The sequence below is a fragment of the Saccharopolyspora antimicrobica genome, assembly GCF_003635025.1.
GTDB lineage: Bacteria > Actinomycetota > Actinomycetes > Mycobacteriales > Pseudonocardiaceae > Saccharopolyspora > Saccharopolyspora antimicrobica.
The window spans coordinates 1422272-1443475 of sequence record NZ_RBXX01000002.1 but is presented as its reverse complement, the minus strand read 5'-3'; the positions used below and the strand labels follow the sequence as shown (position 1 = coordinate 1443475).

Annotated in this window: 18 protein-coding genes and 1 tRNA gene; 14 read left to right on the top strand and 5 right to left on the bottom strand. The window is 69.5% G+C overall.

The genetic code is table 11. From position 1 onward, the window contains the following. The first annotated feature begins 332 nt into the window (after positions 1-332). Entirely contained in the window at positions 333-1022 is a 690-nt protein-coding gene (locus ATL45_RS07270) for a DUF1326 domain-containing protein (RefSeq protein WP_246025207.1), read from the top strand. Between the two features lie 80 nt (positions 1023-1102). Here the strand turns inward: ATL45_RS07270 and ATL45_RS07265 are convergent, their stop codons facing one another. Beyond that, entirely contained in the window at positions 1103-2758 is a 1656-nt protein-coding gene (locus tag ATL45_RS07265) for a DUF885 domain-containing protein (protein WP_093153272.1), read from the bottom strand. 102 nt (positions 2759-2860) lie between these two features. Here ATL45_RS07265 and ATL45_RS07260 point away from each other — a divergent pair, with 102 nt between their 5' ends. The 4 genes from ATL45_RS07260 to ATL45_RS07245 all read left to right on the top strand — a co-directional run bounded on the left by ATL45_RS07260 (position 2861) and on the right by ATL45_RS07245 (position 6816). Further along, on the top strand, positions 2861-3682 hold the full coding sequence (locus tag ATL45_RS07260) for a GNAT family N-acetyltransferase (RefSeq protein ID WP_093153275.1): 822 nt from the start codon (positions 2861-2863) through the stop codon (positions 3680-3682). A gap of 196 nt (positions 3683-3878) precedes the next feature. Continuing rightward, positions 3879-5108: an MFS transporter gene (locus ATL45_RS07255; RefSeq protein ID WP_246025206.1), complete on the top strand. Its 1230-nt coding sequence runs from the start codon at positions 3879-3881 to the stop codon at positions 5106-5108. A gap of 81 nt (positions 5109-5189) precedes the next feature. After that, on the top strand, positions 5190-5480 hold the full coding sequence (locus tag ATL45_RS07250) for a DUF6158 family protein (RefSeq protein WP_246025205.1): 291 nt from the start codon (positions 5190-5192) through the stop codon (positions 5478-5480). After that, positions 5473-6816, top strand: coding sequence for an NAD(P)/FAD-dependent oxidoreductase (locus ATL45_RS07245; protein ID WP_093153278.1), 1344 nt, complete (start codon positions 5473-5475; stop codon positions 6814-6816). The genes ATL45_RS07250 and ATL45_RS07245 overlap by 8 nt, the downstream gene beginning before the upstream one ends. Before the next feature lie 109 nt (positions 6817-6925). On the opposite strand, the gene ATL45_RS07240 is transcribed toward ATL45_RS07245, so the two are convergent. Beyond that, on the bottom strand, positions 6926-8266 hold the full coding sequence (locus ATL45_RS07240) for a phenylacetate--CoA ligase family protein (protein WP_246025204.1): 1341 nt from the start codon (positions 8264-8266) through the stop codon (positions 6926-6928). Positions 8267-8415: 149 nt separating this feature from the next. Here ATL45_RS07240 and ATL45_RS07235 point away from each other — a divergent pair. Both ATL45_RS07235 and ATL45_RS07230 read left to right on the top strand, forming a co-directional pair. Further along, positions 8416-8488 (top strand) — tRNA-Ala (locus ATL45_RS07235). Between the two features lie 244 nt (positions 8489-8732). Then, complete coding sequence (locus tag ATL45_RS07230; protein ID WP_170210190.1) at positions 8733-9917, top strand: DUF1266 domain-containing protein; 1185 nt, start codon at positions 8733-8735, stop codon at positions 9915-9917. A gap of 721 nt (positions 9918-10638) precedes the next feature. On the opposite strand, the gene ATL45_RS07220 is transcribed toward ATL45_RS07230, so the two are convergent. Both ATL45_RS07220 and ATL45_RS38760 read right to left on the bottom strand, forming a co-directional pair. After that, the gene (locus ATL45_RS07220; protein WP_093153287.1) at positions 10639-11817 is read right to left on the bottom strand and encodes a helix-turn-helix domain-containing protein; all 1179 of its coding nucleotides are present in this window, start codon (positions 11815-11817) and stop codon (positions 10639-10641) included. A gap of 250 nt (positions 11818-12067) precedes the next feature. Then, on the bottom strand, positions 12068-12235 hold the full coding sequence (locus ATL45_RS38760; RefSeq protein ID WP_170210189.1) for a hypothetical protein: 168 nt from the start codon (positions 12233-12235) through the stop codon (positions 12068-12070). 191 nt (positions 12236-12426) lie between these two features. On the opposite strand from ATL45_RS38760, the gene ATL45_RS07215 reads away from it, so the two are divergent. Beyond that, positions 12427-12612: a hypothetical protein gene (locus tag ATL45_RS07215; RefSeq protein ID WP_121505310.1), complete on the top strand. Its 186-nt coding sequence runs from the start codon at positions 12427-12429 to the stop codon at positions 12610-12612. A gap of 275 nt (positions 12613-12887) precedes the next feature. Here the strand turns inward: ATL45_RS07215 and ATL45_RS07210 are convergent, their stop codons facing one another. Then, on the bottom strand, positions 12888-13511 hold the full coding sequence (locus ATL45_RS07210) for a hypothetical protein (RefSeq protein WP_093153293.1): 624 nt from the start codon (positions 13509-13511) through the stop codon (positions 12888-12890). A 564-nt stretch (positions 13512-14075) separates the two neighbouring features. Between ATL45_RS07210 and ATL45_RS07200 the strand changes: the two genes are divergently transcribed. From ATL45_RS07200 to ATL45_RS07175, 6 genes are all read left to right on the top strand, one after another. Next, the gene (locus ATL45_RS07200; protein WP_093153296.1) at positions 14076-15458 is read left to right on the top strand and encodes an LVIVD repeat-containing protein; all 1383 of its coding nucleotides are present in this window, start codon (positions 14076-14078) and stop codon (positions 15456-15458) included. 59 nt (positions 15459-15517) lie between these two features. Continuing rightward, positions 15518-16081, top strand: a complete 564-nt coding sequence (locus ATL45_RS07195) for a DUF305 domain-containing protein (RefSeq protein ID WP_170210188.1) — start codon at positions 15518-15520, stop codon at positions 16079-16081. Positions 16082-16292: 211 nt separating this feature from the next. Beyond that, positions 16293-16712, top strand: a complete 420-nt coding sequence (locus ATL45_RS07190) for a hypothetical protein (protein ID WP_093153302.1) — start codon at positions 16293-16295, stop codon at positions 16710-16712. Between the two features lie 2 nt (positions 16713-16714). After that, entirely contained in the window at positions 16715-19255 is a 2541-nt protein-coding gene (locus tag ATL45_RS07185) for a DUF4132 domain-containing protein (RefSeq protein WP_093153305.1), read from the top strand. A gap of 96 nt (positions 19256-19351) precedes the next feature. Further along, complete coding sequence (locus tag ATL45_RS07180) at positions 19352-20467, top strand: DUF4037 domain-containing protein (RefSeq protein ID WP_093153531.1); 1116 nt, start codon at positions 19352-19354, stop codon at positions 20465-20467. 9 nt (positions 20468-20476) lie between these two features. Then, the gene (locus ATL45_RS07175) at positions 20477-21187 is read left to right on the top strand and encodes an MOSC domain-containing protein (RefSeq protein ID WP_093153308.1); all 711 of its coding nucleotides are present in this window, start codon (positions 20477-20479) and stop codon (positions 21185-21187) included. Positions 21188-21204: the final 17 nt, after the last annotated feature.

Here is a 21204-nt window from a genome sequence, read left to right as displayed (position 1 = left end):
CCGCTGGGAAGCCGGCAGCCGAGCGCCGACCACGCGCGGTATCGACAGTAATGCGTCGGGTGTCGCTTTCGGGCGTGCTCGTGGTGCATCACCTGGATGTCGCAGGCGCTGGTCAAGCGGGCCCTTCTCGGGAGAAGTCGTGGGCGCGGGCAGATTTCGGAGTTGGTGCTCGGCGGGCTCCGGGAAGATCAGCTGTTGACTACCCCTAGGGGGTATCTGTACGGTCGCACCATACCCCGAGGGGGTATATCGGTACTCGGGTTGAGGGAGTGGTGGAGATGTGTGGCAGCGGTCGTGGGTGTGACCACTCGACGGACGCGGACGAGCACGGCGTGGTCCGGTCGGTTCTTGAGGCCGCGCAGGAGCAGGTGGCCGGGACCGCCGCTCCGACGCGGGACTGGCACCTGCGCGGTGAGTGGTTCGACGTGTGCAGCTGCGGACTTCCGTGCCCCTGCACCTTCGCGCAGGCGCCCACCCACGGCTCCTGCCTGTTCACCTTGGCCTGGCAGGTGCACGAGGGGCACTACGGCGACACGCAGCTGTCCGGCCTCGGCGTGGTGGCCGTCGGCGAGTTCACCGGGAACATGTGGGTCGGGGACCCCGACGCCATGATGAAGCTGATGTTCTACATCGACGCGAAGGCGGACGCCGATCAGCGGCACGCGCTCGAGCGGATCTTCACGGGCCAGGAGGGCGGCTGGCCGGGGCAGTTCGGATCCCTGATCGCTGAACTGCGCGGGATCGAGTACGCGCCCATCCGGTTCGACGCGGCAGCCGACCTGGCGTACTGGGAGGCCGAGATCCCCGGCAAGGTGAAGGTCGGAGCGCGGGCTCTCACCGGCCCGACGGCGGATCCGAACCAGCGGGTCCAGCTGATCAACGCGCCGGGCGCGGAGGTGGGGCCGGGGCAGATCGCGACCTGGGGCGTGGTCAGCGACGACCACGCGACCGGATTCGACTTCTCGCAGCCCTACCGGGGCGGGTCCAGCAAGCACTTCCCGTTCGACTGGCGTCCGGAGTGATGCGCTGACGGGGCGCCGGCCGGGACTGAGTGCCCGGCCGGCGCCCCGGTCGTCGCGGTGGATTCCGCGTCAGCCCGGGATCACCGGGCGTGGAGCTCCTCGGTGACCAAGAGGTCCAATGTGGACATCGGCAGGGCGCCGTGGCGCAGGATCGCCTGGTGGAAGCCGCGGATGTCGAAGTCCTTGCCGAGGCGCTGCTCGGCGATGCGCCGGACCCGCTCGATCTCCAGCTTGCCCACCAGGTACGACAGCGCCTGCGCCGGGAAGGAGATGTAGCGGTCGGTCTCGGAGTCGACCTCCAGCTGCGGCAGGATGGTGTTCTCCAGCAGGTAGTCCACCGCGCGCTGCCGGCTCCAGCCGAACTCGTGCAGCCCGGTGTCGACCACCAGCCGCGCGGCGCGCAGCAGGTCCTGCGCGACCATGCCCATCCGGGCCACGTCGTCGGAGTACAGGCCCATCTCGTCGGCCAGCCGCTCGGTGTAGAGGCCCCAGCCCTCGGCGTAGGCGGTGATCGCGATCAGCCGCCGCAGCAGCGGGAGCTCGGTGCGCAGCTGCGCCAGGCTGAGCTGCATGTGGTGACCGGGCACGACCTCGTGGAAGGCGATCACCTCGGAGTTGAAGCGCTGCCGCTGCTCGGCGCGATCGGTGTTGGCGAAGTAGACGCCCGGCCGCGAGCCGTCCAGCGCCGGGGCGTTGTAGAGGCCGATCGGCGTGCTGTCCGTGGCGGTGCCGGGCATCGGGCGCACCTCGCACGGCTGGTCGGGCAGCGTCTCGAACCACTGCGGCGCAGCCGCTTCCGCGCGGGTGACCGCTTCGCGGGCGGACGTCAGCAGCTCCTCGCCGTCCCGCCAGCGCAGCTCGGGGTCGGTGCGCAGGCGGTGCAGCACCGCATCCGGATCCTGCTCGCCCCAGGTCCTCGCGCCCAGCTCGGCGAGTTCGGCGCGCAGCGCCTTGATCCGCGCCAGGCCGATGTCGTGCAGCTGCTGCGGAGTGCGGTCGGTGCTGGTGTGCGCGCGCACCAGCCGCTGGTAGATCTCGTGGCCGCCGGGGATCCAGCACAGCCCGGGTTGCTGGACCGGGCGCGCGTGCGGGGCGATCTCGGTGGCGAGCGCGTTCCGGTACTCGCGCAGCGCCGGGTGCACCGACTCGGTCAGCACGCGCTTCCGCTCCTGCTCCAGCGCCGGGTCGTGCAGCTCCGGGACCAGCAGCGGGTCGCTGTCCTGCGCGGCCAGGTAGTCGTCGAGGTGGCGGACCGCGTCGTCGACCAGCACCCGGACCGGCACCCGGCCGCTCGCGACGCCCTCCCGGTGCCGTTGCGCGGCGGCCGCCGTGAAATCCGGGATGCGGCGCAGGCGCTCCACGAAGTCCGCGCCCTGCCGGGCATCGGCGGGCGAGACCTGTCCGAGGTGGAACAGCAGCCCGGCGACCGGTGCGAACAGCGACCCGACCACGGTGTACTCGGGGGAGCGGGCGTCGAACTGGGCGATCAGGGCCTGCGCGTGCTGGATCACCACCGCGATGGTCAGCCGCTGCTCCAGGTCGGCGTGCGCGGTGTCCACCGCCATCGCGCGCACCCGGATGTCGTCGGCCCGCTCCCGGAACGCCTGCTCGCCCGCCGCGGAGATGTCGGGCAGCTCGTCGTCGCGGTCGTGGAAGCCGTACAGCGTGGCGCTGACCGGGTCCGACTCGAACATGACGGTCAGCAGTTCGTCGGCGAGTTCTGTGGGAGTGCTCACATCGATCCATCCTGCCGCAGGTCGCCGACATCGCGCTGCGCCGATTTCGCGCGAAACCGCCATCCCGGCGGGCGGGCGCGGCGGGCCGGGGACAATGAGGGTGTGGACCCACTGCACGACCCTGACGACGAGGCACTGCTCGACCCGCGGCAGGCCCGCGATCTCGCCGGGCTGGTCGAGACCGCGCGACTCGCCTCGGCCGTCGTGCGCTACGGACTGCGCACCAGGGTCGGCGCGGCCACGGTCGTGCTCAACCAGGACAACCCGCTGCCCGCCGCGAACCACGCCTGCGCGCTGTGGGGGACGCTCGCCGAGGTCGCCGGGACGCTGCTGAGCCTGGAGCAGGTCTTCGCCGAGGCCGGGCGGTCGGAAGCCGTCGTGTTCGCCTCGCCGACCACGGTCGCCGAGATCGAGGGCATCGCCGACGACGCCGGGTGGCGCGCGGTGGAGGAGCTCGTCGCGCTGCTGCACCGCACGCGGCAGGACGTCCGCGGCTGGGCGCGGCCCGCCGAGGATCGGGATCTGCCCGGGATCGTCGACCTGATCGCCGACGACGCCGGGCTCTCCGAGGAGGGCGAGCGCAGGCTGCTGCGCCACCTGGAGCACCGCCTCGACGAACCGCGCAGCATCCTGCGCGTCGTCGACGACCAGGACGCCGACCGCATCGCGGGCTTCGCGCAGGGATTCGTCGAGCGCCGGGTCGGGCTGGTGGAGCAGGTGGTCGTGCGGCCCGGGCGGCGGCGCCGGGGCATCGGCGGTGAAGTGGTCGCCGAGGTCGTCGAAGAGCTTCGCGAACGCGGTGCGCTGATGGTGGCGGGCTACAGCGAGGAAGGCGGCACGGCCGAGCGCTTCGCCGAGGCCTGCGGATTCGACGTGGTCTACGGCGTGACGGCCTACGCCCGCCGCATCGACGACCTGCTGTGAGCGTTGCAGGGTGCCACAGCGCCCCGGAACGCGCACGGTCTTCTGGCGCGATCAAGACGGCAGAGCTCGTCACAACCCCGCCGCGGCCGGAATAAAGCGAGCACAGTTCGGGTTCGGTTAGCCGGTTGTGCGGATCGGCCCGGGGAGCACCAGGCTCTTCCGGTTAGTTCGGCTAAACATGTTGAGAGGGGCAGCGGTGTCGAGCAGCTCGGCAACGGCGGAGCAGACCACCGAGGGCACCGGCATCGGCTCCCTGCCGCGGGAGATCTGGATCCTGGTCATCGGCAGCTTCATCGTCGCGGTGGGCATGGGGATCGTGGCGCCCGCGCTGCCGACCTTCGCCACCAGCTTCGACGTCGGTGTCACCGCGGCCTCCTTCGTGATCAGCGCGTTCGCCCTGATGCGGCTGGCCTTCGCGCCGGTCAGCGGACGGCTGGTGTCGTTCTTCGGCGAGCGCTCGATCTACGTCTGGGGCATCACGATCGTCGGGCTGAGCACCGCGGCCTGCGCGTTCGCCGGGTCCTACTGGCAGCTGCTGGTGTTCCGCGCGTTGGGTGGCACCGGCTCGACGATGTTCACCGTCTCGGCGGTGGCGCTGCTGGTCCGGCTGGCGCCGCCGCACCTGCGCGGCCAGGCCTCCGGCGTGTGGGCGACGAGCTTCCTGCTGGGCAACGTCTCCGGGCCGATCATCGGCGGCCTGATGGTCGGCTACTCGCTGCGGCTGCCGTTCGTCACCTACGGCGCCGCGCTGTTCATCGCCGCCTTCATCGGCTGGCTGATGCTGCGCAAGTCGACGCTGGCGGCGCCGCGGACCGACACCGGGGAGACCCAGTCGCTGACGGTCCGCGAAGCGCTGCGCAACCGCACCTACCGCGCCGCGATGCTGTCCAACTTCAGCAACGGCTGGGCGGTTTTCGGCGTCCGGATCGCGCTGGTCCCGCTGTTCGTGGTCGAGATCCTGCGCTCCACCCAGGCCATGGCGGGCGTGGCGCTGTCGGTGTTCGCGGTCGGCAACGCGGCGGTGCTGCTGGTGTCGGGCCGGATCGCCGACCGGCGCGGGCGCAAACCGCTGGTGCTCATCGGACTCGCCGTCTCCGGCGCGGCCACCGCGTCGCTGGGCTTCACCGACTCCGTCCCGTGGTTCCTCGTCGCATCGCTGATCGCGGGCATGGGAGCGGGCATCCTCAACCCCGCGCAGAACGCCGCGGTCGCCGACATCATCGGCGCCAAGGGCAAGGGCGGGCCGGTGCTGGCGGCGTTCCAGATGTCGGCCGACCTCGGCGCGATCCTCGGGCCGCTGATCGCCGGCGTGCTCGCCGACGTGATCTCCTACCAGGCGGCGTTCGCCGTCACCGGGCTCACCGCGGTGCTGGGCCTGGTGGCCTGGGCGGGCGCCCCGGAAACCCGCCCGACCAGGGCTTCCTGAGTCGCCGCCCGGCAGGACCGGCCGCAATCTGGACGCGCAGGTGTCCCGGCGCCGATCGCCGGGTACTCCGGCGTGGACGTCGTGACGCCCACGACGTGCCGGTTCGCCTGCCTGCCGAAGCGGGAGGACGACATGAGCACGACGACCGGAATACCCGGATACGAGCTGACCGAGGACCTGCTGCTGCGGGAGCTGCGCCACCTGCACCAGACCCGCAACGAGACCTTCCTGCACGGCTCGCCCGACGCGCTCCGGGAGCACACGGCGCGCACCTTCGAACTGGAGCAGGAGTACTTGCGGCGCCACCCCGAGCGCGAGGTCGACCCGCGGCGCACCCGGTCCGGAGCGAGGGGAGAGCCGCAGCATGCCTGAACAGCCACGCATCGTGATCATCGGTGGCGGCCACGCCGGGCTGACCATGGCGCTGCGGCTGCGGCGGAAGCTGCGCGCGGGCGAAGCCGCCGTCACCGTGATCGACACCCAGCCGCACATGACCTACCAGCCGTTCCTGCCGGAAGCAGCGGCCGGCTCGCTGGAACCGCGCCACGTGGTGGTGCCGCTGCGCGAGGCGCTGCGCGGCTGCCAGGTGCTGACCGCGCAGGTCACCAGCATCGACCACGCGCAGCGCGAGCTGACGGTGATGCTGGGCGACGGCAAGGTCGAGCACGTCAGCTACGACGTCCTGGCCGTGGTGCCCGGCTCGATCTCCCGCGCGCTGCCCATTCCCGGGCTGGCCGAGCAGGGTATCGGGTTCAAGACCATCGGCGAGGCGATCTACCTGCGCAACCACGTGCTGTCCAGATTGGACATCGCGGCCAGCACCCGCGACGAGCAGCTGCGGCGCCGGTTGCTGACGTTCGTGTTCGTCGGCGGCGGCTACGCCGGGATCGAAGCGATGGCCGAGCTGGAGAGCATGGCCCGCTACGCGATCCGCAGCTACCCGCCGGTGTCGCCGCAGGAGATGCGCTGGGTGCTGGTCGAGGCGATGGGCCGGATCATGCCCGAGGTCAGCCCGCCGATGAGCGAGTACACCAGGCAGCGGCTGGAGGAGCGCGGCATCGAGGTCAAGCTGAACACCACGGCGAAGTCCTTCGAGGACGGGCACGTGGTGCTCTCCGACGGCGACGAGTTCGACACCGACACCGTGGTGTGGACGGCGGGCGTCAAACCGCATCCGATGCTGGAGGACAGCGATCTGCCGCGCGACACCAAGGGCCGCGTGGAGTGCACGGCGAAGCTGCAGGTCCGCGGCACCCACAACGTGTTCTCCGCCGGCGACTGCGCGGCCGTCCCGGACCTGACGAGCAGCGACCCGGACGCCCTGTGCAGCCCGTCCGCGCAGCACGCGGTGCGCCAGGCCAAGTTGCTCGCGGACAACATCGTGGCGCTGCTGCGCGGCGAACCGCTGACCGACTACAAGCACCGCTACGCGGGATCGGTCGCCGGACTGGGGCTGTTCCAGGGCGCGGCGGAGGTGTACGGCGTGAAGCTCAAGGGCTTCCCGGCCTGGCTGCTGCACCGCGTCTACCACCTGGCGAAGATGCCGACCGCCTCGCACAAGGCGCGCATCCTCGGCGACTGGCTGCTGGAGCTGCCGTTCCGCCGCCAGGTCGTCGCGCTCGGCGAGCTGCACGACCCCCGCGCGGAGTTCGTCAAGGCGGCCAACACCCGGGGCCTGCCGGGCCCCAACGGCCGCGCGGCCGGCTGAGCAGGTCGCTTCGCGAAGCCGCCCGTTTCCGCTGGTTGCGGCCCGTGAGTGTTTTGTGGTGCCATAGCGCCACAAAACGCTCACGGGGACTGACCAGCGGAAACGGAGCTCATTCCAGGCCGGGCAGCGGCACGACGCCGTAGTCCCAGCGCACCAGCCGCCTGGCCTTGCCGGTCTCGGAGCGCGGGATGTGGTCGGGCGGCAGCACCCGCACGACGCAGCCGAGGCCGAGCCGGGCGTGCAGCGCGGCCGTGAGATCGCGTTCGATGGCCTCGGCGTCGCCCTGCGGGTCGCGCGGTTCGACGGCGATCCGCAGCTCCGGCCGCGACCGGTCGCGGCGGTCCTCGACGATCAGGTAGTGCGGCGCGACCCGTGGATCGGCCAGCAGCACGGCCTCGACCTCCGATGGGAACACGTTGACGCCGCGGATGATCAGCATGTCGTCGGTGCGCCCGAGCACCCGGCTCATCCGCCGCAGCGTCCGGGCCGAGCCGGCGGCCGGGCCGTGCAGCGCGGCGACGTCACCGGTCCGGTAGCGCAGCAGCGGCGTGCCGGTCTTGGTCAGCGTGGTGAACACCAGCTCACCGGGCTGCCCGTCGGCCAGCGGCTGCCCGTCCGGCCCGACGACCTCGGGGTAGAAGTGGTCCTCGGCGATGTTCAGCAACCCGCCGGAATCCAGCGACTCGCACGCCACCCCGGGCCCGATGACCTCGGTGAGCCCGTAGATGTTCATCGCCCGCAGCCCCAGCAGCCGCTCGACGCCCTGCCGCATCTCCTCGGTCCACGGCTCCGCCCCGAACACCCCGACCCGCAGCGACAGCTGCTCGGCGGTGATCCCGGTCGCGGCGAACGCCTCCCCGAGGTAGATGGCGTACGACGGTGTGCAGCACAGCACGTCCGGCCGCAGGTCCAGCATCAACCGGAGCTGCCGGTCGGTGGCGCCGCTGGAGGCGGGCAGCACGGTGGCCCCGAGCCGCGTCGCGCCGTGGTGCACGCCGAGCCCGCCGGTGAACATCCCGTACCCGTACGAGCAGTGCACGAAGCTCCGCCGCGTCACACCGGCCCCACCCAGCGCACGAGCCATCACGTGCGCCCAGACGTCCACGTCGTGAGCGGTGTAGGCGACCAGCGTCTGCCGCCCGGCCGTGCCCGACGACCCGTGCACGCAGACGACGTCCTCGGCAGGAGCCGAGCGCATCCCGAACGGGTAGGACTCCCAGAAGTCCTCCTTCGCGAGGAACGGCAACCGGTGCAACTGGTCGAGCGAGACGTCGTCCCCCCGTTCGACCCCGCAGTCCCGCAACCGGCCGCCCTGCACCCCACCCGCGGCCAGCAACCGATCGACCAACCGGCGCAGCCGCTGCTCCTGCATCTCGCGACGCCGCTCCGGAGCAGCCCCCTCGACCTCGGGCGCCACCAGCGGAGGGCGAACCCCCTGTGCTGTTGCCACGACCCTCGGTGTACCAGCTGCAGGTCAGCGGGGGTAGATCCAACTAGGGGTACCCCCCTGAAAGCGCCTCCGGAGGCCTGTTGTACTGTATTGACACACGAGATGAGCGGGACGGAAACCCGGACCGAACACCTCGAACAACAGAACAAGGGGCTGTGGCGCAGCTGGTAGCGCACTTGACTGGCAGTCAAGGGGTCACGGGTTCGAATCCCGTCAGCTCCACGTAATGGATGGCGAGTGCTCGCGGAGCGCTCGCCATTTTTACGTTCCGCGTGCTTGTCACGGGGGCCGAGCCCCCACGGGCCCCTACGGTGCGGTGGTTGCGGGCGGAGCACTCGACACCTCGGGGGCGTTCCCGGCCTGGGCGACGGTGGGCTCGTGGTTGCCGGCTGACCACCTGGGTGGTGACGATCTGAGCCTGCCGACGAGTTCAGCGGGCTTGATAGGGTCCCCCGCTGTGGTGGACATGATCACTGGTGCTGGCAGGACCGAGCCTGGTGGTCCTCCGTTACCGACCGACGTCGAGCGTGCTCTGTACGCCGCGAAGGTTCGCGGCGACTGGGACGGTTATCTCCGGGTCTTGCTCGCCAACGACATGTTCAGCTATTCGTCCAAGGCGCAGATCGACAGCAGCAAGCTGGGGTTGCCGCACTGGCAGTACCTGCGCGGGCCGGATGGTCGCAAGCTTCTTCCCGTGTACACCAGAGGGGCACTGCTCCCGCGCCGCCCGGACGTGGTGGCGCACCCGGTCGAGCTCCCGTTGTCCAGGGTCGACGGGGTGCTCGTGGAGTGGCGCGGGGTGGTGGTCAATCCGGGGACGCCGACGGAGGCGCACTTTCCGGGTGTCCACAAGCAGCGCAAACGCTGGAAGGCTCTGAAGGAGAGCACCCCGCGAGCCGATGTGGACGCGATCTTGCGCACCGAGTACACCGGACCGCTCCACGGTCCGCTCGCGCACGGCCTGGCGTGCGGCGCCCTCCTCGCGACGCACAACAAGGTGGTCTGGAACGACATCGGCGACAGCTACGACCACTACGCGGAAGACGTGCTGGTGCTGCGCGACGCGTGGAACGTCACCGACCGGGACGGTTGCCTCGGACAGCTCTCCTTTCTCCTGCGAGGCGTGAACAGCCCGGCGGAGATCCAGTTCTTGCTCGGCGTTCGCAATGCGATGACGCGGCGATGGCCAGGCGCGCAGGACGACGCGGAGGCGTGGCGGAAGATCAGCGCCGACCAGTTCCTGGCGCTCGGCAACGACCCCGGCCGGATCCCCGCCATCCAGGAGTTGATCGGGCGAATCCTGCGGTACGAATCGCGTTTCCGCGCCGACGGCGTGCTGCCGCCGGATGGCCGGGTCACGTCGACGCTGGGATACGACTACGGCCGCGCGGTCAACTTCGCCCGGTGGGGGCTGAGCGCCCGGTACCTGACATTCGACGAGGCCGAGCAGGCGATCCTCGAAGCGGGCGAGCTGAGCCGCAAGGCGCACAGCTCGTGGGCGGACTTCTCCGCCGGCTACATCCTCGGCCGAGTGCTGCGGTTCGACGAGGAGTCGTACGGCGAGTTCTACCACCCCGTGGTCGCGGCACACCGGATCCTGCTGAACGACCCGTCCAGCCCGTGGCACAACATCCCGTTCAACCTCGACTGACGGTGGCCGGGTTCGTCCCGCCGATCCGCTGAGCCGTTGTGCCCCGGGGAGACATCAGCGGCGGCGTTTCGTCGGTTGGTGATCGGCGGGGCAGGTTGGGAGGGGGAGGCGCTGCCCCGCCGATCGGCGGCCGACCCGAGGGTGTCGGGGGTGGGTCGGCCGGGTCTTCAGAGATAGATCCGTGCGCGTCGGCGGCGCATGCGCCGCCAGTCGCGGTTCTTGCGCCAGCGGCGCAGCAGCTTCGCGAGCACTTCAGCACCTGCCTTTCTGGGCGCTGTGTTCCGTGGGATCGGGCATGGCAGAAGCCGGATCGGTCGCCTCGAACGACAGGGCATGGGACTGTGGCGCACTTGACTGCCAGTCAAGGAGGGCGACGTCTGGTGGGTGGTTCCTGGAGTGGGCTTCTTCATGGATGTTGAGCTTTTGGCGGTTGCGGATTTCTTGGCCGCAGCGGTAGCAGGACCAGGAGAGGAGGTCGCCGCGCTGTTCACGTGTTTCGCCGGGGCGCCGGGCCATGTGCGGGCGCCATGCTCCGAGAGTTCCCATCGCTGGTCACCGCCCCGTGTTCCGGTGAGCAGCTCTCCACCGCCCGATGGGCAACGGAACGGAGATCGATGACCGGAACAGCAGTCCAAGTAGGACACCCACTGATTCGCGCATGCCCGAACTATCGTTGCGGTGGCGGAGAAGACTTTGCCACTGAGGCAAACACTCGATCGGGTTATACGTGCAGGCCGGCTCGGTAGGCCATGCCGCGGAGCTCGCGGCCGACTGCGTCGCGCTTCGCCCGCGCTACCAGCTCGGAGAGCGTGGAGCAGGTGAACGGGTGCCGGTGGACGTGCTCCGGTGAGATCTGCTCTGCGCGGCGGAGCACCATGACCGCGGTGTCGCGTTGTTTCGGCAGCCGCGCGAGGGCGCGTCCGTACTCGCGCCAGTAGACCGCTTGCCGGGCGCGAACCGTGAGAGCTTCGGGGTCGACCGACTCGGCGATGGCGGCGGCCTCGGCGTGGTCGCCCGCTTCCAGGGCGCACTGCATGCGCCAAACCGCGACGTTGGACGGGCCGAATCCGAAGCCCAGCAAGTTGGTTTCGCCGGTGCGCTCAGCAAGTTCGGCGGCGTGGTCCAGCGCGGCCGCACGCTCGGCTTGGTCCTTCTGCGCGGCGGACACCAGCGATGAGGCCAGCGCGAGTGAGCCTGCCAGCTGCACTTCCTCGGTGGTCACCAGCGGTAGTTCGACGTCGGACAACGTCTGCGCTGCGAGGTCGAACGCACCGGCAGAGAGCAGGCCGAGGGCGGTGCCGTAGGCACTGACTCCCAGCGAGACAGGTTCGTCGAGTTGCTCGGCGGCCTGCCGTGCCAGCGTTGCCGCCTGCCACGACAGGTCCATCGGAGCCCCGATCGTCACCAGCCACGCCTGTGTGCCCTGCATGTGCGTCAACGCCAGCAAGCGGAGGACGCCCGGCTCGTCGTGGCGCGTGTTCGCGGTCGTGTGGAGATCTCGGATCAGGCCGGGCAATGCCGCGCCCGCCTGGGTGTTGTCGGCACCGTTCAGAGCCCCCAGGACATGCCGAACTCGTGCTCTCAGCTGTTCGAAAGACTGTGCCTCGCCGCGAGGCTCACCAAGGCTGGTTGCGAGCAGCGCCAACCGGACTTGGGCGAGGGCATGGTCGTCGCTGCGCTCGCGCGGCACGGCCAGCGGAACGTCGGTCAGCTCGCTCGGAGCCACTTCCAGCGCGTTCGCCAGGTCGACCACCAGCGACCGCCGGTCGAGCGCCCGCTCGCCGGACTCCAGCCGTGACAGGTATGACGCGGAAATGCCTGCCAGACCAGCGATGACCGTCAACGACTTGCCGCGAGCCCTGCGGATCTCGCGGAGCCTCTTCCCGATTACCTCAGCCATGGAGACCTACTTCGCGAAGTCGACCCCTCCGCGCGCCCCGGCCCCGTCGACCGGCGCCTACCTCCGCGAAGAAGCACCCACCAGCGTAGCGACCGCTGGATTGGGTGACGAGCGACTGATCTCCCCGCAGGCGACACGAAACGACGTGTCACCGCAGTCACCCTGTCACCTTTGCTGTCTGGCCAGCGGTTGTGTCGGGTGACGCTTCACGTGGCATTGTCACCCGCCATGACCGAACTGGGAGCAAACGTCAATCAGTCGCGGGTGTGAAACCCTGCTGCAGCAGTTCGCTGACGTCCACTCCGCCATCTCCGTAAATCAAGGTGTCGCTATCCCAATCGAGAGTGACGTCCTTGGGGCCGCGGTTGCGGATCATCCAGTCGTAGTTCTTCAGGGCAATCCGGGTCTTCTCGTCCATGTCGTCCACCGTAGCGAGGGTGAGCTCTGGCGGTCCGGAAGCGCAGAAGGGGATGGTGCAGAGCTGAAACAGCGGGGATAGCCGCTCGGGCGTGCGTATGACTTTCGATCTTCGCTGAGGTTGCATGGTTCGCGCCCTGAGAGTGCCGTAGACGGCCTAACCTTTGCGCTGGGAGCCACGGAACCCGTGAGTTGGCATTGGCGTTCTTCCTGCTGGTCGGTGTCGCGCTGTTGCTTGGCTATGCGCTGGATTGGACGATCACTGTCCTGGACAGCGACACCGTGACGGCCTTCCGTGTTGTCGTTGGCGCGGGCTTGGCGTTGTGGATCGCGCACGAGATTGTGCTGATGGTTCACATCGCTCACCCAGCTGGCTAACCCCACTGTTACAGCCATCTCCGTGGACCATCCGTGGACCGCGAAGCCCGCGACACGTGCGAAACGTGCAGGTCAGCACGACGGATGCGAACACCGATCGGCCTCGTTCTTCCAGGTTGCGGAAACTGAAAAGAACTGGCAGTCAAGGGGTCACGGGTTCGAATCCCGTCAGCTCCACGTAATAGATGGCGAGCGCTCGCCATTTTTACGTTCCGCGTGCTTGCCGCAGGAGCCGAGCCCCCGCGGACCCCCACGGTGCGGGGGCGCCCTTCAGATCACCGTTCTGGTTCTTCGTTGGGTCTTGGGGTGTTGTCGTGCAGGACTGCATCGCGGAGTTTGGTGGCGTTGCGGTTTTGGCGAGCTGCCATGACCTGGGTCAGGACCAGGCCCGCCACGGCGTAGAGCGTGAAGGCGCCGGATTGCAGGGCTTCTGCGTTGTCGTCTTGGATCCTCTGCACCGTGACGAAGACACCCAGACCGGTGAGGCCCAGGAAGCCGACGGTGATCGTCTTCGTCCACTGGGGGTACGACAGAGTCTGCTCGGCGACTCGTGCGGCGAGAGCGTTCGTCGCCGGGTCGGCGCCCGGAACACCTACGCCCACCAGCTTCAACGCGGTGCGCAGCTGTGCCAGGTCGGTGTCCGGGGGCAGCGGTTTGATGCGTCGGAGGGAGTAGAACATGACCGTCGCCGGGCAGGCACCGCATGCGATTCCCATCCCGGTGATCGGGAGAAGAGCAGTAGGCCAGGGCAGCGGCCACCCTTCGAGCACCACGGCGAGGAGCGTTCCCAGCGGCAGGCCGAAGATCGTGCCGATCAGCGCCGCCCAACCCGCATAGCGTTTGGGGTTGTTCTGGGCGTACAGCATCATCCGCTCTCGCACGTACCGGTCCGTGACCACGTTTCCCACCCACCGCTCTGCGTCTCTCGCATTAGGATCGTATTGCGAGAATCCGCACTGGAAGATCACCTTTCCGTCTCTATGTCCGAATCGATGTGTGGCTGGCGCACCTGGAGGCGGGCCAGCCCTGCTCTAGGGCAGTAGTGCTGAGGGCCGCGGCGCGGGTGAGTCCCACGACGCCGTGCTTGGCCGCCACGTACGGGGCGACCGTGAGGAAGCCGGCCACGCCGAGGTTGGAGGCGTTGTTGATCGCGCCGCCGCCGACCGCGACGATCGGGTCACGTCGTCATCGACGGTGAAGTCGGCCGGGACGAACAGCGCCCGGCCGCCAGCTGAGCGGAGGTCTTCGGCGACCCGGCCTGATCACCTCAGCACAGGAAAGGCTGCGTCGATCTCACTGCTGGCCCATGCGGGGCAATCCGTGTTACGGCGGTTGTTCGTCGTGGGTGGTCGTCCTGCGTAACCGGGTCGCTGCTCCCTGTTGGATTTCGTTCGCACGTGTCACGATCTTCGCCGGAAAACCCAGGCGAGTCCTCGATCGGGGAGTTCAGGGAGGTTTACCGGATGCTGGAGTTACGTGGCCCGCGGCGATCCCGCAGGACGCTCGTGCTCGGCGTGGCCGCAGCTGTTGCGGGACTGGCGCTGGTGGTGCCGTCTGCCGGGGCGCAGCCACCGGGCGACGACGTGCAGCACAGCGACAACGTCCAGCCGTTGGCCAACGTGCCGCGGCAAGGGCCTCTCGCCGAATCGACCCACACCGACCTGGCGTTCTTCAAGAACTACGCGTTCCAGGGCAGCTACGACGGTTTCACCGTCTACGACATCTCCGATCCGGGGGCCCCGAAGACCGTCTCCCAGACCCACTGCCCGGGCGGGCAGGGCGATGTGTCGGTGAGCCCGGACGGCAACCTGCTGTTCCTGTCGGTGGACTACGCGCGCACCGACGACACCTGCCAGAGCCAGCAGGGTTCCTACGAGGACCCGAACGCCTGGGAGGGCGTCCGGATCTTCGACATCAGCGACGTCGCGAACCCGCGCTACCTCAAGGGCATCAAGACCAGCTGCGGTTCGCACACCAACACCATGGTTCCGGGCAAGAAGCCCGGTGAGGTGTTCATCTACGTCTCGTCCTACAACCCGGACCCGGCGTTCCCGAACTGCCAGCCGCCGCACGACTCCATCTCCATCATCGGCGTGCCCGCGGGCAACCCGGCCAATGCGAAGGTCGTCGCCGAGCCGGTGCTGTTCCCCGACGGCGGTGCGGCGGGCACCGCGGGCTGCCACGACATCACGGTCTACCCGGAGCTCGACCTCGCCGGCGGTGCGTGCATGGGCGACGGGGTGCTGCTGGACATCGCCGACCCGGTCAAGCCGCAGGTGGTCGCCACCGTGCAGGACCCGAACTTCGCGTTCTACCACTCGGCGACGTTCACCAACGACGGCAAGAGCGTGCTGTTCACCGACGAGCTCGGCGGCGGTGGCGCGCCGACCTGCAACGACGAGGTCGGGCCGACGCACGGCGCGAACGCGATCTACAACATCACCGGTGAGGGCGCCGACCGCGGGCTGGAGTTCCAGAGCTACTTCAAGATCCCGCGCAACCAGGCCGACACCGAGAACTGCGTGGCCCACAACGGGAACCTGATCCCGATCCCGGGCCGCAACGTCTACGTGCAGTCCTGGTACCAGGGCGGGGTGTCGTTCTTCGACTACACCGACACCACGGCGCCCGCCGAGATCGGCTACTTCGACCGCGGCCCGGTCGACGAGAACAACCTGGTCATGGGCGGTTCGTGGTCGGCGTACTACTACAACGGCCACGTCTACTCCAGCGACATCACGCGCGGCCTGGACGTCATGAAGGTGACCGGACCCGGCATGGACGAGGCCGACAAGGTCAAGCTCGACATCCTCAACCCGCAGACGCAGTACGCATACCCCGAATGATCCGTCTGCCGCCGGGCCGGGTTCCGGCCCGGCGGCCGGCCGTTCGGAAGGGATGGCAGATGATGTTCCCACGGAGACTCGCACTGCTGGTGGTGCTGCTGGCGGGCCTGCTCGGTGCGGGGACCGCGAACGCGGACACGCGGGCGTACAACGACGTCGACACCGAGTTCGCCGCCATGATGGTCCCGCACCACTACCAGGCGATCCTGATGTCTCAGCTGGCCCCGGACCGCGCGTCGGACCCCGCCCTGAAGTCGCTGGCGGACCGCATCCGCACCGAGCAGGGGCTGGAGATCAAGATGCTGCAGGGCTGGCAGGGGCGCAACGGCCTGCCGGTCACCGATGCCCCGACGGCGTACGAGGAAATGCTCGGCATGCCGGAGATGATCGAGCACATGGGCATGGCGACGCGGGAGGAGATGGAGCAGCTCGCGACGCTGTCCGGGCCCGACTTCGACCGGATGTTCCTTGACCTGATGATCCCGCACCACGAGGGCGCGGTCGGGATGCTGCAGCACGTGATCCTGCACGGCAGCGACCAGGACCTGAACCAGATGGCGCAGGACATGATGTCCGGCCAGAAGGCCCAGCTCGCGATCATGCGGGAGATGCAGTCCGCGTGAGTGCACCAGACACCCAGGCCTCGGAAACCCACTAGGAGTTGCAAGGGTTTTCGAGGCTGGGGGCTGGTCCGACGGAGCTCAGCGTGGTGCCCGGGCCGCTGCCGTACGTCGACAACCACGACGGCGTCCGGCTGTTGCGTCGACCACCCTCTCGCCGGACGCATCGCCAGTCCGGCTGATCGCCAGGGCATCGAACTATAGAGTGACTGCTGTGATCGAAATCGAGGTGCGCGGCCGAAGGAACGGCACGCTCGACGATGGTCTGCCGACCGTGCTGGTCCGGCTCTCCGAAGAGCGCACCACAGCACGGGAGTTGATCCGGCACGCGGTCGAGGAGCAGGTCCGGGAGCTGCGCGCTGACGCCGCGCGTTGTCGGCGAATCCTCGATCGCCACTTCCTCTCCGACGACGAGCTCCGGGCGCAGGCCGCCGCCGGTGCGATCAGGCCGCCCCGGCAGATGGCGGACCCGGACGTGGCCGAGGAGGTCGCCAGGGCGTGGCGGGCTTTCGCTCGTGGCACGTTCGTGGTCTTCGTCGGCGGACGGCAGGTCGTCGGCCTGGACGAGGAGATCACGCTCCGGATCGGCGAACCGGTCGTGTTCCTCCGGCTGGTCGCGCTGACGGGAGGCTGAACGTGGTGGTGCGAGACATCCCCGAGAGCTACGTCGACCTCGTTCGCGAACAGCGCGAGCTCTTGCGGCCGCTGGTGGACCAGGCTCGGGTCGCGGCGAAGGCCCATGACCGGGCGGGTCTGCGGGCGACCGCGGCGGAGATACTGCTTCGAATCGAGCGGGGCGATTACGAGCTGCTGGGCAACCTCAAACCGCACGTGGGCGACATCGTCGCGGAGCTCGACGAGCTCTACGACGCGAGCTTCCCGGTCGGGCGACCGGACGACGTCACCGATCTCCTCGCCGCGCCGTGGCCGACAGCTCGCCGGAAAGCCCTGCTGGCCGAGTTCCTCGGGCGCGACGTCTGGCAGCACCTGTTCTTGGACGAGGTGGCGGAGAAGGCCATCGCCGCTGCCGACATCCGCCTGCTGAGGGTGCTCGTCTTCACGCCGCTCGGCGCCCTGCGCCGGAAGACCGTGGCGCGGATTCTCGACGCGCTTCACCAGTCGGGCGCTCTGGACGCCGCCGTGGTCGAACGGGCCTTCGCCGACGACCGCCGCCTCGGCTACGCCATCACCGGCCGATCACCCTTGGACGAGGACGCGACCAGCTCGCCGCTCGGCTGCGCGGATGCGGTGCGGGACCACGTAGATGCGCTGACCTGGCGACTCGTCTCCGCGCCAACGCCCGCTGCCTGGCGCGAGTTTCCCGACGGGCTGGCACCGCGCGGCTTGCGGTTCGTGCAGGCCGCGCTGGCCTGGCGCGGCGACGCGCGGGTGGCCGGCCACCTCGGGGCAGCCGAACTGACCGACGAGGAACGCGCCGATCTGCTCGACCTGCTGCGGGATCGGCCGGTGGAGGAGCAGCGCCGGGTATTCAGGTGGCGACTGGGCGTTGGTGACGCCGACGCGTTGTTGCCGCTGTTCGGTCTGGAAAGCGCCGCGCGGTTGCTGCGCCTGCTCTGTGCGATGCCCGCCGGCGCGGTCACTCGTCAGGACCGGGCCGTCATCCTCGGCGCGATCGAGGAAGCCGGCGCGGACGCCGCCCAGCAGCTGCTGGCGTTCGTACCGAACGAGCTGGTCTCCGCGGTCATGGGTTGGAACCGCGCCGAGGTGCTGACGCGGTTCAAGCGCAACGCGCTGCAGGGCATCGCCGCGTTCGGGCTGCTGCCCCTCGCCCCGGACGAGACGGTCCTCGACCGCTACCTGGTCTTGCGCGAGTCCGCGAAGAAAGGCCCCAAGCTCGGTCCCAACCGCAGGCACAGCCACGCCGCCGCGATCGAGGTTGCCCTCGATCACTTGGCGCAGGTTGCGGGTTTCGAGGACGCGAGTCGCCTCGAATGGGACTGCGAGGCGCGAATCGCCACCGAGACCCCGATGGAAGCGGAGGTCGGGGACTACCGGATCGCGCTGCGGTTCGACGGAGCCGACCCGGCGCTGACGGTGAACCGGGGGAGCAAGGTGCTGAAGTCGGTGCCTGCTGCCGTCCGCGCCGACCCCGGCTACCGAGAGCTGCGCGAGAACCAGAAGCGACTGCAGGACCAGGCTCGTCGGATGCGGACCGGGCTGGTGGAGCGGCTGGTCGCCACCGCAGGCGCGCTGGCGCCCGATGAGCTGGCCCGGCTGCTGTCCCTGCCCGCCGGTGCGGCGATGCTGCCCGCGCTGCTCTGGAGGGACCGCAACGACGTGATCGGCCTGCTCGACCAAGTCGACACCACCGGCCCGGTCACAGCGGTCCACCCGCTCGAACTGCACGAGCGGCAGGTGCTCGCCGACTGGCAGGAGCAGATCGTGCGGCGCCGCCTCCGGCAGCCCGTCAAGCAGGTGTTCCGGGAGTTGTACGTGCTGACTCCGGCCGAACTGGCGGCGGGCGAGGTGTCGCGGAGGTTCGCCGGTCAGAAGGTCAACGGCAAGGTGGCGGGCCAGCTGCTGTCCGGCAGGGGCTGGTCCACCCACGGCGAGCACGCTGACCACCAGGCGACCCGCGACGTCGGCGACGGCCTCACCGCCGCGTTGCGCTGCGAGTTCGACGGCTACTTCGGGATGGGGGCCGTCCTCGTCGGCGAACTCCGCTTCCTGACCGGCGCCCACCGCCGCGTCGGCGGCACGCCCGTTCCGCTGGGTGACGTACCGCCGGTGGTGCTCTCCGAAGTCATGCGAGACCTGGACCTGGTGGTGTCGGTCGCTGGAATCGAGCCGGATGCGGAGCTGTCCGAGGCGCAAGCGGCGAGTCGGGCGCAGCTGCTCGCCGCGCTCATCGCGGACCTGGGACTGGACCGAGTCACCGTCGAGGGGCGCGTGGCGGTGGTACGCGGCACCCGTGCGACGTACCGGGTGCACCTGACCAGCGGCAGCATCCACGTCCAACCGGGTGGACACCTCTGCGTGGTGCCCGCTTCGTTCGGCGCCACGGCACACCGGCGCCTGTTCCTGCCGTTCTCGGACGAGGACCGGATGACGAGCGTAGTTCTGAGCAAAGTGCTCCTGCTCGCCGAGGACGAGAAGATCAGCGACCCGTCGATCCTGTCCCAACTGGATTCCCTCACCGCTGAGCCGAGCACCTAGGCCGGACGCGCCGAGCGATGTCGGCGGTGAACTCCGCTTCGGCCGCGGCTGAAAACCGGTCGCCGCGGTCGGCTCGGTTTGGGAGCATTGGTCAACGTGGTCGGTGATTTCATCGCTGGAGCGGAGCTCTCGCGGCGGTTCTACCTGGATGCCGTTCTGCCGGTGCTGGGGCAGGAGCTGCCCGGGCTCGCGCACGCGGCTGCGTTGATCGGCGGAGGTTCGGAGGTGCTCGGGTTCGACACCGAGCGGTCCACCGATCACAACTGGGGACCGCGGGTGCAGCTGTTCTTGGAGGAGCGGGATTTCCGGGAGCACGGGGCTGCGATCCCGGAGCTGCTCGCTGAGCGGTTGCCCCGGATCTTCCTGGGATTTCCCACGAATCTCGAGCCTGTCGGGGCCGATGGCGCGCGGCACATGCGGATGGGCAGCGGGCCGCTGCAGCACGGGGTGGTCGTCGCTGAGCTCGGGGACTGGTCGACGCGGCACCTTGGGTTCGATCCGCTCGGCGAGGTCACCGCCTTCGACTGGCTCGCCACACCTGCCCAGACGTTGGCCGAGGTCACGCGCGGTGCTGTCTTCCACGACGGGTTGGGCCTGCTGAACCGGGTGCGGGAGCGGTTGGCCTGGTACCCGGACGATCTGTGGCGCTACCTGCTGGCGTGCCAGTGGCAGCGGATCAGCCAGGAGGAGGCGTTCACCGGCCGGTGCGGGGAAGTGGGGGACGGGATCGGCTCGGCGATCGTGGCCGGTCGGCTGGTCCGCGACCTGATGCGGTTGTGCCTGCTCATGAAGCGGCGGTATCCGCCGTACGCCAAGTGGCTCGGCAGCGCTTTCGCGCAGCTGCCCGTGGCGGCGGAGCTGACGCCGGTCTTCACCGCTGCTCTGGCCGCGACCAGCTGGCGGGAACGCGAGCACCATCTCGCCACGGCCTACGAAGCGGTCGCGGCCATGCACAACGAGCTCGGTCTCACCGAGGACATCGATCCGCGCACTCGCCCGTACCACGAGCGGCCGTTCCAGGTGCTGCACGCCGAGCGCTTCGCGAACGCGCTGCGGGAGAGCGTCAGCGACGACGCGGTGCGCGGATTGCCGCTGGTGGGCAGCGTCGATCAGTTCATCGACAGCACCGACGTGCTCTGCGACCACGAGCTGCGCCGGGCCGCGGCCCACGCCGTCTACGAGCTCGAACGTGCGGAACCGGCTGCGCGCTAGGCTTTTCGGGTGACTGTGGTCGTTGGTGTTGTCGAGCGGATCTGGCGGTATCCGGTCAAGTCGACCGGTGGTGAGTCGTTGCCGCGGGTGGATGTCGATGCGCGGGGACTGCTGGGCGACCGGCTCTTCGCGGTGCGCGATGCCGACGGCAAGTTCGGTTCGGGCAAGAACACGCGCCGCTTCCGCCGGATGCCCGGACTGCTGGAGCTGCGCTCCCGCTACGACGAGCGCAACGACCAGCCGGAACTGCTGGATCCGCAAGGCGTCGCGGTACCTGATCCCACCGCCTTCATCCGCGACTACCTGCACCGTGATGACGTCGAGGTGGCGCGTGAGGGCGCTGTCTCGCACTTCGACCAGCTCCCGCTGAGCGTCCTGACCACCGCCACCCTCGACTGGGTTCGTGCGGCGGTTCCCGGAGTTCCCGTCGACGAGCGGCGCTTCCGGCCGAACCTGCTGGTGCGCACGCCGCCAGGCACGCCGCCGTTCGTCGAGGACGAGTGGTTCGGGAGCGCAGCGGCGATCGGCGACGCGCTGCGCGTCGAGTTCGTGCGCTCCAGCGAGCGGTGCGCGATGACCAACGAAGCCCAGCAGGACCTGCCCCGCTCCCCGCTGGTGCTGCGAGCGATCGCCGAGGCCCACGACACCCGCCTGGACGCCCTGGCGACCATCGCCACCCCGGGCAAGCTGCAGATCGGCGACCCCATCACCCTGCTCTGAGACGGTCACCGCCAGAA

Excerpts from the sequence above, each read along its gene's own strand:
- ATL45_RS38760 (WP_170210189.1), bottom strand. The coding sequence starts at position 12,235 with ATGGACGAGAAGACCCGGATTGCCCTGAAGAACTACGACTGGATGATC.
- ATL45_RS07195 (WP_170210188.1), top strand. The coding sequence starts at position 15,518 with ATGATGTTCCCACGGAGACTCGCACTGCTGGTGGTGCTGCTGGCGGGC.
- ATL45_RS07245 (WP_093153278.1), top strand. The coding sequence starts at position 5,473 with ATGCCTGAACAGCCACGCATCGTGATCATCGGTGGCGGCCACGCCGGG.
- ATL45_RS07200 (WP_093153296.1), top strand. The coding sequence starts at position 14,076 with ATGCTGGAGTTACGTGGCCCGCGGCGATCCCGCAGGACGCTCGTGCTC.
- ATL45_RS07230 (WP_170210190.1), top strand. The coding sequence starts at position 8,733 with ATGATCACTGGTGCTGGCAGGACCGAGCCTGGTGGTCCTCCGTTACCG.
- ATL45_RS07220 (WP_093153287.1), bottom strand. The coding sequence starts at position 11,817 with ATGGCTGAGGTAATCGGGAAGAGGCTCCGCGAGATCCGCAGGGCTCGC.